Origin of the sequence: Halomonas sp. DP4Y7-1 (assembly GCF_019800705.1) — a bacterium.
GTDB lineage: Bacteria > Pseudomonadota > Gammaproteobacteria > Pseudomonadales > Halomonadaceae > Halomonas > Halomonas litopenaei_A.
The window spans coordinates 124,545-136,945 of sequence record NZ_JAHVKS010000005.1 but is presented as its reverse complement, the minus strand read 5'-3'; the positions used below and the strand labels follow the sequence as shown (position 1 = coordinate 136,945).

General features: G+C 59.6%; 6 protein-coding genes. 4 read left to right on the top strand and 2 right to left on the bottom strand.

Annotated features, from left to right (window positions below; all coding sequences use genetic code 11):
- Positions 1–16: 16 nt before the first annotated feature.
- Both ectB and ectA read right to left on the bottom strand, forming a co-directional pair.
- On the bottom strand, positions 17–1,282 hold the full coding sequence (gene ectB / locus KUV72_RS11405) for a diaminobutyrate--2-oxoglutarate transaminase (RefSeq protein ID WP_222238451.1): 1,266 nt from the start codon (positions 1,280–1,282) through the stop codon (positions 17–19).
- A 91-nt stretch (positions 1,283–1,373) separates the two neighbouring features.
- Complete coding sequence (gene ectA / locus KUV72_RS11400; RefSeq protein WP_222163818.1) at positions 1,374–1,952, bottom strand: diaminobutyrate acetyltransferase; 579 nt, start codon at positions 1,950–1,952, stop codon at positions 1,374–1,376.
- A 604-nt stretch (positions 1,953–2,556) separates the two neighbouring features.
- On the opposite strand from ectA, the gene KUV72_RS11395 reads away from it, so the two are divergent.
- The 4 genes from KUV72_RS11395 to KUV72_RS11380 all read left to right on the top strand — a co-directional run bounded on the left by KUV72_RS11395 (position 2,557) and on the right by KUV72_RS11380 (position 12,130).
- Positions 2,557–5,928 carry a type VI secretion system Vgr family protein gene (locus tag KUV72_RS11395; RefSeq protein WP_261317465.1) on the top strand — a complete coding sequence of 1,124 codons (3,372 nt, stop codon included), beginning with the start codon at positions 2,557–2,559 and terminating at the stop codon, positions 5,926–5,928.
- Positions 5,929–6,615: 687 nt separating this feature from the next.
- Positions 6,616–10,956: an RHS repeat-associated core domain-containing protein gene (locus KUV72_RS11390; RefSeq protein ID WP_222238450.1), complete on the top strand. Its 4,341-nt coding sequence runs from the start codon at positions 6,616–6,618 to the stop codon at positions 10,954–10,956.
- On the top strand, positions 10,901–11,638 hold the full coding sequence (locus tag KUV72_RS11385; RefSeq protein WP_222238449.1) for a hypothetical protein: 738 nt from the start codon (positions 10,901–10,903) through the stop codon (positions 11,636–11,638). Before KUV72_RS11390 ends, KUV72_RS11385 begins: the two co-directional genes overlap by 56 nt.
- 150 nt (positions 11,639–11,788) lie before the next feature.
- Positions 11,789–12,130 carry an RHS repeat-associated core domain-containing protein gene (locus KUV72_RS11380; RefSeq protein WP_222238608.1) on the top strand — a complete coding sequence of 114 codons (342 nt, stop codon included), beginning with the start codon at positions 11,789–11,791 and terminating at the stop codon, positions 12,128–12,130.
- The last annotated feature ends 271 nt before the right edge of the window (positions 12,131–12,401 follow it).

The window sequence follows — 12,401 nt, the reverse complement described above, 5'->3', positions numbered from 1 at the left end:
GCCGGTCCTGATGATCTCAGCTAAGCGCTTCGTGAGTACTGCGCTCGAGGATATCGAGGCCTTCGAGCAAGTCTTCATCGGTGATGGTCAGCGGGCAGAGGCACTTCACCACTTCACCGTCTTGGCCACTGGTCTCGATGACCAGGCCGTTTTCAAAGGCCTTGCCGGTAATCTTGTCTGCCACCTCACCGTTTTGAACGTCGATGCCACGCATCAGTCCGCGGCCCCGCTCCGACGCGGTGTAACCCTTGTCATTCAGCCAGGCGGCAATCTTCTGGAAGCGTTCCTCGACGATGCGTGCCTTGCGCTGGACATCACGCTCGAAGGTATCGTCGCTCCAGTACTTGCGCATGGCCGCTGCAGCGGTCACGAAGGCCAGATTGAAGCCACGGAAGGTACCGTTGTACTGGCCCGGCTTCCACTTGTCGAGTTCGGGACGCATCAAGACGTGGGCGAACGGCAGGCCGAACGCGGACAGCGACTTGGAGTTGGTCACGATGTCCGGTGTGATGCCCGCATGCTCAAAGCTGAAGAACTTGCCGGTGCGGCCGCAGCCCGCCTGGATATCATCAATGATCAAGAGGATATCGTGGTCGCGGCAAATCTTTTCGAGTCGCTTGAGCCACTCGAGCCCGGCGACGTTGATACCGCCCTCACCCTGAACGGTTTCCACAATCACGCCCGCAGGCACGTCCAGGCCGCCGGACTTGTCACCGAGGAGCTTTTCAAAGTAATCCAGCGTATCTGTCTCGCTGCCCATGTAGCCATCAAACGGCAGGAAGGATGCGCCTTGGGTCGGGATGCCGCCGGTGGCTTCACGGAACTTGCGATTACCGGTGGTGGCAAGCGCCCCCATGGTGACGCCGTGGAAGCCATTGGTGAAGGTCACGATGTTGTGGCGTCCCTTGGCCACGCGGGCCAGACGAATGGCCGCTTCCACCGCATTGGTGCCGGTCGGGCCAGGCAGGTGGACCTTGTAGTCAAGACCACGCGGCTTGAGGATCACCTCTTCGAGGGTCTCGAGATAGTCGCGCTTGGCGGCCGTCCAGAAGTCGAGACCGTGAATGATACCGTCGGTGGCCAGGTAGTCGACCAGCGCCTGCTTGAGGTGCGGGTTGTTATGCCCGTAGTTGAGGGTACCTGCACCGGCAAGAAAGTCGATGTACTCGCGACCGGTCTCGTCTGTCAGGCGAGCATTCTGCGCCTTGGTGAAGACGACCGGAAAGGAGCGAGAATAGGTACGAACGTCGGATTCCATGCGTTCGAGGATCTGGGTCTGCATTGGTGACCTCCTGTCGGGTTCGTAAGCAGTGAATCTGAATGAGGAGAGAATGGCGAAGCGTCGGTAAATGCCTCGCCATCAAGTGATGGGGCTAGATGCGTGTGGTATCGAACGGACCGATGCGCACGAGGTTTTCGGGATCGTGCTCACCACCTAGCTGGTCAGTGGAGAAATACTCGCGACTGTTAAGCGGGGCCTGCCAGCGATCTGCCAAGCGTCGAAACAATCCCCACGAGGCCTGGTTATCAGGCGTGATGGTGGTCTCGAGGTGGTGTACCTCGGTGAATTCTGGTCGCGTCAGAATGGCCTCGACCAAGCGCCGTGCCAGTCCGGTTCCGCGGGCCTTCTCGCCCACTGCTACCTGCCACAGGAAGTAGGTGTCCGGGGCATTGCTTTTCACGTAGCCAGAAACGAAGCCGACGATCTCCCCTTCCTCGTTGGTGGCAACCGCACAACTGTCACGGAACTGGGTCGCCAGCAGCAGATAGGCATAGGCGGAATTGACGTCCAGCGGAGGGCACGACTTGACCAGCTCGTAAATCCCCCAGCCGTCTTCGGGATTGGACTTGCGAATAAACAGCGGCGCCTCTTCGTGCCCGACCACTGCATCTGCCACGGTGGGCTTGGCGAGGTCGGCGGAAGGTGTGAAGGGCTCAGTGCTTGCAGTCATGTTCGTTATGCTTCGCTGTAGCGAATTTGGACAGCCATTATAACAGTCGATTATGACATTTCAAAATCTGGATTATTCTTAAGCCTCAGAATCATAACAAAATGTTATGCGAGCGCCGAAGCGCCCGTGGTTGGGCGCCTTGGTACCGGCAGTAGCCGCCAACGCTTGCCAGCGACTCGAATATCAGCCGAGGCCCCCGTTCTTGAGGTGCGTATCGACACTCCTGGATCATGAAATACGTACCTCAATGAGTATAGAAGGCGCTTGACGAACGGCCAGCTTCCGTTTTTCTCATCGCCCCAGCAACGCCAACTGCTGTGAAATCCGCCACAACCTGTCACTAACTTCGCGGATTCGCGCTCCCGCCACGGGCAATGTCTGAAAGTGCGCAGCTCTTCGCTGCGTCACGGTTTCACAATGCTTAGGATCCTTCTCATCCAGGGCCTCGTGTCTATGGCTTCGTGTTTATAGCCCCGTGTCTATGGCCCCGTGCGCTGTCAGGGAGGATCTCGCATGCCGTTGTTGTCGCGTTCATGTCGCTTGGGAAATGTCCACTGGGTGGGCTGTGCCCTCGTAGATGACGGCAAGGCGGGAGGGCACTGACATGTGGATGCCTCCCTCCTCCGGTCAGCCGCCTTCTGGCACTTCCGATAAGTCTGACGCTTCTGACCAGCCTGGCACGAATGCCCCGCCCTCCCCTCGCCGCTTGCATGAGCTGTTGGCTGCCTTTGATGTCCCCCTGACCCAGGACCACCGGCTGCTCAAGCTTCAGCTATCCGGCCATTCCTCATCCCGCCACGCCCTGATTCCCCATCGCCTGGTCGGGGAGGAAGTGCTGTCGCGACCCTATCGCTATCGTCTGGACGTGATCGCCCAGCGTGGTGATATCGAACTCAAGTCGTTGATCGCTCAACCCGCCACGCTGGAGATTCGCCAGGCCGACGGGAGTTACCGCCAGCTTTCCGGGCTGGTGGAATCCGCCGCCCTGCTCGGTGAAGACGGCGGCGTCTTCTACTATCAGCTCGAGCTGGTGCCCTGGCTTGCCATGCTCAGCCTTGGCCGCGACAGCCGCATCTTTCAGGACAAGACGGTGGTCGAGATCATCGAGACGGTGTTCAACGGCCACACTGTGGCCAAGGGGGGATATCGCTTCGACATGCGCCGGGACTACCCCGCCCGCAGTTATTGCGTGCAGTACCGGGAGAGCGACTATCACTTCGTCAATCGTCTGATGGAACAGGAAGGACTGTTCTACTATTTCGAGCACCACCCCTTCACCAATGCGTCCTCCGACAGCGCCAGGGGCGCAGGCGAGGTCAGCCACCGCCTGGTGATCACCGATGATGTGATGACCTGCCCCGCCGTCGCCCCCCAGACCATTCGCTTTCATCGCCAGGCAGCGACCGAGGCCGAGGACGCCATCACCCAGTGGGGCGGCACGCGGATCCAGCAGCCAACGCGGGTCAGCCTGTCCACCTTCGACTACAAGCACCCGCGGCGCGATACCACCACCACTCAGCACACCATCCGCGCCCAGGGTAACCTACCTCCTACCGAGGTCTATGACGTTCCCGGCGAGTACTACTATGCGGACCATGATCGGGGTGAGCGTCTTGGCGCCAACCGCCTCGAGGCGCTGGAATCCCGCGCCAAGCGCTTCTTTGGTGCCGGTGGCGCCCGCCAGCTGCAGGTCGGCGGCCATTTCACCCTGACCCAGCACCACCAGCATGAACGGGGCGATGCCAGCGAACGCGAGTTTCTAGTGCTGGCGCTGAAGCTGTACGCCGAGAACGCCCTGCCGGTGTCGGCTCACCTCTCTACCCTGCCGGGCAGTTTGCAGCAGGAGCTGACGGACGCCCGCCGCGCCCACGGCCTGGATCACGCGATTGATGGCCAGAGCCTTCACCAGGGTGACTATCAGCGCGCCGGGACCGGCCACTTTCTGATTGACTTCGAGGCCCAGCGGCGGCTCCTGACCTACCGCTCGACCCTTGACCACCCCCGGCCCATCGTGGGTGGCCCCCAAACCGCCATCGTGGTGGGTCCCGAAGGGGAAGAGATCCACACCGACCGTCTCAACCGGGTCAAGGTGCAGTTTCATTGGGACCGCGAAGGCGCCCATAACGCCCAGTCGAGCTGCTGGCTGCGCGTCGCCTCACCCAATGCCAGCGCGGGCTCGGGCGGGGTGTTCGTACCGCGCATCGGTCAGGAGGTCATTGTCGACTTCCTCGAGGGCGACCCGGATCGCCCGCTGATCACCGGGCGCCTCTACAACGGTGACGAGCGACCCGAGTGGCACTCCAACGGCCTGCTGTCCGGCCTTAAGTCGAAGACCTATCGCGGTGGCAAGTACAACGAACTGGTATTTGACGACGCCACCGATCAGGAGCGGGTACGGCTCAATTCCGAACATGCCAAGAGCCAGCTCAACCTGGGCTATCTGATTCACCAGCAGGGCAATACGCGCGGCGCCTTTCGCGGTACCGGCTTTGAGCTGCGCACCGACGCCTATGGCGCCGTACGCGCCAACGACGGCCTGCTGCTGAGCAGTTGGGGCCAGCTCGGGGCTGGCGGTGAACAGCTCGACCTGCCACCGGCCTGGCGTGAACTGCAAGCCGCCTGGCAGCTTGCCGATACGCTGAGTGACAGCGCTGTTGACCACCAGGCCGAACCGCTGGCAAGCCTCAATGACCTGCACAAGGCCGGCGACGACGCCCAGGGGCGCCATGGCCGCCCCGCCAGCACCGCCGCCAGAGACCGCTTCGATGGCAGCAGCGCACAGAGTGCAACCCAAGGCGGCCAGGGTGAGGCCGGCAGCCTCAAGGCGCCCTGGCTGCATCTGGCCTCCCCTGCCGGTATCGCCGCCAGCACGCCGCAGTCGACGCACTTGGTGCAAGGCAAGTCGCTCAGCATCACCAGCGGTGAAGACATCAACCTGGCGGCCGGGCGTAGCCTGATCGGCTCGCTGTCCGAGAAACTCTCGCTGTTTGTCCAGCGCGCCGGCATCAAGCTGTTCGCCGCCCAGGGCAAGGTCGATGTCCAGGCCCAGTCTGATGAGATGGCCCTGACCGCCGAGAAGAAGGTCACCATCACCTCCACCGAGGACGCCGTTCACATCGCCGCTGCCGAAGAGATTCTGCTCACCAGCGGCGGGGGCTACATCCGCCTCAAGGGCGGCGATATCGAAATTCACGCGCCGGGGCTGATCGACGTCAAGGGCGGGCAGCACCTGTTTGCGGGGCCAGCGAGTCTTAGCTACCCCTTGGCCAACCTGCCCGTGACCGAGCCCACCAATCTGGAGCTTGAACACCTGTACGGCAACGGCCAGCCGGTACCCGGAGCGCGCTATCGCGCCATTCTTGCTGATGGCTCGATCCGCCAGGGCGTACTTGATGCTGCTGGCAAGGCGACCCTCACCGGCGTCCCCACAGGAGCCGTTCAGGTCGAGTACTTCCAAGACCCGAGGGATATCGAAAAGCGGCCTCAGGCCTGGCCACGCAAGCCGCCCGCCAAACCCAGCTTCGACGTACCGTCAACGGGGCCTGTCGCGTCAGCTAAGGGCAGCCCACGAGGAATGTTCCCCGGCCAGAACGAAGGAACATCGATGTCTCCCCCGGCAGGCTTTTCCTCCCCCGGCGGGCCGGGTCCTTCGCCGTCGTCATTACCCTCGTTGCTGGCCTCGGCCGTGACGGCCGGATTGCCCCCGTTGAAGGACGTGTTACCAGATAATCTCCGACCCCATGAGAGGGACAACTTTGTCGGCAAGGTCGTCAACAAGGCCGGACACCAGCTCGAACAGCGGGCCAAGAAGGCCGTCCTCGATAAGGCCTTCAACAAGATCCTCAAAGAGGACGACGTACCCGATGATCTACTCGATGGTGGGCTCAAGGACACGCTTCAGGATCGCGCCTCGCGGCCAACCGACACCCCCTTGTCCTCCCCTGGTTGGCCAGGGGGGCCACGCAAAAAAACCTAGCTGACACGGTAGATCAAAAGACGCGTAGGCCAAGCGCTTGACCGGTGACGCTGGCGTAACAAGGACCGTTTCCAAGAGCGGGAAGAAGGACATAAGGAACACACCATGACCACGCCCTATGGCTATTACTCCAACACAACAAGTACGCAAAGTGGGGCGTCTGGATATCCTGCTGTTGCTAGTGATCCGTTACTGCGTGAGGAGCTTAACCATCGGCGAGTGATCATAGGTGAACCCTACCACGATGGAGAAACGCCCGAGGTCGAAATTCTCACAGATATCGAAGATGACAATGTTTCTTTGGTTGACGTTCTTATTCAAGCCGCTTACATGCTGCCAGTGCTGGGAAATCTCATGGCGATTGGCGACGTGGCGAAGGATATTTACGAGCTCAGTGGCACCGATGAAAACAGCCGACCCAATTACCACTCTCCCCTATTGTGGGCCGTACTAGTCATTGACGCTGCGGGCATTATTCCCGTAATTGGCAACACTTCTGCCCCTGTCAGGAGAGCGACCCGCGAGGGGCTCTATGCCTTCGTACGTAACGAAGGCACTGAGATGATCCAGAATATCTTTTTCGAGCAAGTGGGAGGAGCTGTCCTTACCTTTCTCGAAGGCCTGGAGGAGCATCTCCAGAAAGAAATCCCATTGCTGAGAAATAAGATAAACGAGTTTATCGCTACGATGTGTGACTTCGTTCGTCACCCAGTTGATGCTGCTGCGCAAAAGGGGCTGATCGAACGAAATCCTGCGTGGTACCAGCTACGAGAGCAAGGTAAGCGCATCGTTTTTGTCGCCTTTGACAAGCTGCTGGATATGTTTGGCGATGATAAACAGTGGCTGATCGATTTTCTTGAGAGTCTTGGTCCCCTAGTAGGAGACATGATTCAGCAAGGGGTTGACCGACTCTTGCCTGAAGTGAGGAATATGGCGAGCTTGATCCGTGTAAAGCGCGGCCGTCCAACGCATCAAGCTACCGCCATCGCTGGCCGACGCAACACCTCACGTCGTGGAGCCGAACAGCGTCAGACAACCAGTGAAGAATCGACGCCCAGCGATACTCCGAGCGGCTGTCCGTGTAACGTCAGCGCGGACATTCCCCCCGCAACATCCAACAACCCCATCGACTATGTGATGGGCGACGAAAACCTCTGGCACACCGATTTCAGCGTGCCGGGGCTGATCGACATCGAGTGGACCCGCTACTACCGTTCCAGCATCGATGAGCTGGATGACAGCGAACTAGGGGCTCGCTGGAGTTCGCCCTTCCACCTGCGTCTGGAAACCGAGGGCGATACCCTCACCTTTATCGACAGCCTGAACCGCGCACTGCCCATCGAGCCCCTGGCGGTGGGAGAGCAGCGTTTCCTGCCCCGCGACAACCTGACCATCGAGCACCCGGACGCCGACCACTACCTGCTTCACTATCTGGACGGCAGCCAGGAGCGCTATCGCCACATTGCCGAGTCCGGCCGCGGCCAGCGTGCTCACTTCCGCCTGGTGGAGCAACGTCAGCGCGATGGTCGCGCCCTGACGCTGAACTACCACCAGGGTCGGCTCGAATCCATCACGGATGGTGCCGCGCTGGAGCTACGCTTTAGCTACTCTGCTCAAGGGTTGATGTCCCAGGTCGTGCGCCATTATCCGCAGCCGGAGGCCCTCGGCGATCAGAGCACAGCGACTCACGACCCCGAGGTTCTGGTCAGCTATACCCACAGCGACGACGGCGACCTGATCGAAAGCCGGGATATCCGCGGCTATACCCGTGAGTACCAGTATCAGCACCATCTGGTCACGCGCTACACCCATCGCGATGGCCTGGCCGTCATGCTGGAGTGGGACTGGCCGGGCAAGGCCGACGGTGCCCTGCCCTCCGCCCATGACGCCCGCTGTATCCGCAATCGCCTTGAAGACGGCAGTGAAGACACCCGCTTCGAGTACCACCGTGGCTTGTGGTACACCAAGGTCACCGACGCCGACGGCATCATCACCTACTACCGCTACAACTATCACAACCAGATCGAGTCGATCACTCACCCCTTCCACCCAGAGCTTGGCAGCGAGCACTGGCGCTGGGATGAGCACGGTCGCCTCAGCCGCCATATCGATGGTGAAGGCCGCACCAGCCACTATCGCTACGATGACCGCGGACGGCTGATCGAGATCACCGATCCCCAGGGCCTGACCACCCGCATCGAGTATGACGCCAACGGGCTTCCCATCAAGGTCACCGAGCCGGATGGGCGCGCGCGCCAGATGCGCTTTGATGAGCGCGGTCTGCCGCTTGAGGAGACCGCCCCCAACGGGCGCACCACCACCTTTGAACACGACGAGCGTGGCCTGTTGACGGCCATGACCGACGCCGCCGGCAACACCTACCACTACGCCTGGAACGCCCATGGGCGACTGATCAGCGCGTCGGACTGTTCGCGCAAGACCACCACCTTCGCCTACGACCATCGCGGCCTGCTGACCCAGCGCCGTGATGCCGCAGGCCACGTGACACGCTATACCTGCGACCCGACCGGCCTGGTGCTCAGTGCCCAGCACCCCGATGGTGCCGTGGAACACTTCAGCTACAACGGTGACGGCCGCCTGACCGAGTACCAGGACCCGACCGGCCAACGCACCCGCTACCGCTACAATGGAAAAGGGATGCCGATCGAGCGTCTCGATCCCATGGGCCAGCGCTTTCGCTACGACTACGACCGCCTGCTGAGGCTCAGCGCGCTGACCAACCATAACGGGGATCGCTGGCAGTTTGTCTATGACGGCGGCGGCAGGCTGATCGAAGAAACCGGCTTCGATGGACGCACCCTGAAGTACCGCTACGACGCCGGCGGCGCGCTGATCGAGCGCGTCGATGGCGACCAGGTGATGACCTTCAAGCGCGACAACCTGGGCCGCGTGCTGGAGCGCAAGACACAGATCGGCCAACAGGCCGAGTTCATCACCCGGTATGGCTATGACCTGCTCGGGCGACTGTCCAGGGCCGCCAATCCGAGCAGTGAGACCCGCTTCCACTTCGACCATGCCGACAACCTGATCGCCGAAGTGCAGCGTCATCAACTGCCGACCGGCGGTGAGTATGCCAGCGTCACCCGGCATACCTACGACGTCCTTGGCCACCGCGAGACCACCACCCTGCCCAACGGCCAGACCCTGGCCTGGCTGCGCTATGGCTCCGGCCATGTGCATGCCATGAGCCTGGATCAGCAGGAGCTGATCGCCTTCGAGCGTGACGACCTGCATCGGGATATTCGCCGCCGCCAAGGGGCCCAGGAGATTCACTCGGCGTATGACCCGGTCGGACGCCTGATCGAGCAGCAGATTCGTACGCCCCGCTCTCCTCAAGGCCAGCCTGCCCAGGGCCGCACGCTCACTCGTCAGTGGCACTACAGCGCCAATGGCCTGCTTAGCCAGGTGGATGACAGCCTGCGCGGCACCACCCGGTACGGCTACGATCCGCTGGGGCGCCTGCGACAAGCCAGTGCGCCAGGGCTGGAGGAAGTCTTCGCCTTTGATCCGGCCGGCAACCTGATCGACCCGGCAGACACTGCAGACACCACCAAGCAGCCTACGTCTCACCCCGCCAGCCCCAACGGTGCCACCCGTTGGTGGAGCGAGCGTCGTCGTGACCATCTGGACGGCGGCACAGAAGAGTTCGTGCGCGTCGGCTATCCCGGAAGCCCCAAGCTCTCCCCGGCCATGGGCAACCTGCTCAAGCGCTACGCGGGCACCCACTACCACTACGACCCACATGGCAACCTGACCCGGCGTATCTCGCCCAATGGTGAGACCTGGCACTACCAGTACGACGCCGAACACCGACTGATCGAGGCCAGCCACTACCGCAGCGCCCCTGCAGCAGGCGATGACACCCCCCCATTGCTGCGTGCCCACTACGCCTACGACGGCCTGGGACGACGTATTTGGAAGCGGGTCGAGCGGGCCGACAGCCCCCGCAGCACCGCACGCAGCCCGGATCAGGGCCACACCACCATTGAGCTAACGGTATTTACCTGGGACGGAGACCTGCTAATCGGCGAAGAACGCTTCGAAGGCCGAGCACAGACCCCTTTTGACACCGCCCTGTGGTACGTGCCGGGACGCCAGCCGCTTGAACTCACCTCTGAGAACCCCGAGCGGCTCTACGCCCTGCCGGTGGCCCAATGCCGCTACGAGCTTGTCAACCCAAGCCTCACCCCGGTGCATCAGGCCAACTACCTGTTCGAGCCCGAGAGCTTTATTCCCGCGGCCAAGATCGAGCGACACTATCAGAGCGTGCCGGTCACGATACGCACGGGCACCGACGACACCCTGCTGTATCACGACGCCCAACCCGGCGAGCCTACCCTTTACTACTTGCAGACCGATCACCTTGGCACCCCACTGGAGCTCACCACCCAAGACGGGCAGCTCGCCTGGGTGGGCCAGTACCAGGCCTGGGGCAAGCTCCGTCACACCAGCGACGGCCAGGGCAATAAAGCCCAAACCAACAACCCCTTCCGCTTTCAGGGCCAGTATCACGATGAAGAAACCGGGCTGCACTACAACCGCCATCGGTACTATGATCCAGAGATAGGCCGCTTCACCACCCAGGATCCCATCGGCCTGGCGGGAGGTGATAACCTCTACGTCTACGCACCCAACCCGACAGGCTGGGTGGATCCGCTGGGGTTGAGTGGGTGTAATTGTGATGGGCGTGATCCAGTTATTGTTAGAAGCCCGTCACAAAGAGCGGCCAGAAGAGCTGCCGAAAGGCAATCTGGGATGGGTAAGCATGGTGGCAGGCAATCGCTAGACGACCAAGCTCTAGATAAAGGCTCAAGATCCCCAATGGGGGATCCGGGGGTAAGGACAGAGATTCAATCGGTTGATACTGGTAAAGTCGTGCATCACGATCCCTATGGCCACAAGTTTGATGATGGCACCGTCATTGATCCACACTATGGTGTCTCTGATAAAGATGGAACGATTCATTTTACCTATCCAAGTGATCACGACCCTAGGAATAATAGGTGAATACATGTTATGTATCGGCAAAGAAGAACCAACAATAAACAATCATAGTTTATACGAATACAACAATATTTTAGGAAAAATAGAGCTAGATAGATCGCAGCACAGGAGGTTGAATAGATATACATTTGTAAGAAAGAAGGGGCGAGCGACCCCAGTATCAGAAATTGTGCTTTTAGCTGCTTCTTGCTTGGATTTGAATTTCTACGCGAGTTCAGCATGGCTGAAGCATTTACCTTCAAGATCTGTCGTTGCCTCAAAACTTCTGGAAAAAAAATACAAAAAAATGAGATGGGAAGTTTCTGTCGAAAACGAAGTCTATCATGCCACTTTCTTCAAGAGTTCGGACTCTTTATTAGACTTTTCATTTCTAGACGAATGTTCTGAAAAATCTGGATTAGTGTTTTTCTTTTCGAAAAAGACTGATTTTAGTCCAAAAAAAATAGTAAATAGTGATAGAGCTTGGCATCTCGCCAGCAAAAAACGCTTTATCCCAGATGCCGAGATATTAGACACACTCTGTAAAAATGATTTTTCTCTTGCGTACCTAATAACTGACAACCTTGGCAATACAGGAGTCGTAGTAGTTGGCAACGCTAAATTGAATTTCAGTCGTCTTAGAGAAAAGGAAATATCTATCTTTGAAGGTATAAATTCTTATAAAGCAATTACTACAAGATCTTAGGCATTGTACTTGCTCAGTGAGACGACCAATTCGCCAGCTGAGATGGAAATTAGGGATGCTACCTTGATATCCCGAGTCCGGCCCGGGTAACCGTATTCACTTCCTTTAGATGGAGTAGCGTCTAACCGTCCGGCCACCGACTGGGGCAAACTGCGTCACACCAGCGACGGCCAGGGCAATAAAGCCCAAACCGACAACCCCTTCCGCTTCCAGGGGCAGTATCACGACGAAGAAACCGGGCTGCACTACAACCGCCATCGGTACTATGATCCAGAGATAGGCCGCTTCACCACCCAGGACCCCATCGGCCTGGCGGGAGGTGATAACCTCTACGTCTACGCCCCCGAGCCGACGGGCTGGGTGGATCCGTTGGGGTTGAGTGGGAGGAGTGGGTGTAATTGCGGCGGTTCAAATAGAGCAAAACCCGCAGACAATAGTGATGCACCCGACTTCATTGTTTCCCCTGGTGGGACTGCATTCCCTGTTCCGTAATCAGCATCCGGGCCTTCACCAGTTATCAACCGCTCGGGTAAACAAACTGGGATTGCTAAAAGCCCCCCCTCCCGAGCTGCTTGCTGGTCAGTTCGAGGCCGTTACCGTAGATAATCGACGCGGGCAGCGATAGCTGGACTGTTCGGTGACACCATTCTGCCGAGCCGGCTCGGCCACCGCGATGCTGCGTTCATGGGCCTTGAGGATGGTGATGACCTACTTTTCAGTATGTCGATTACGCTTCATCGCGAGATCTCCTGTTATCAAGGTA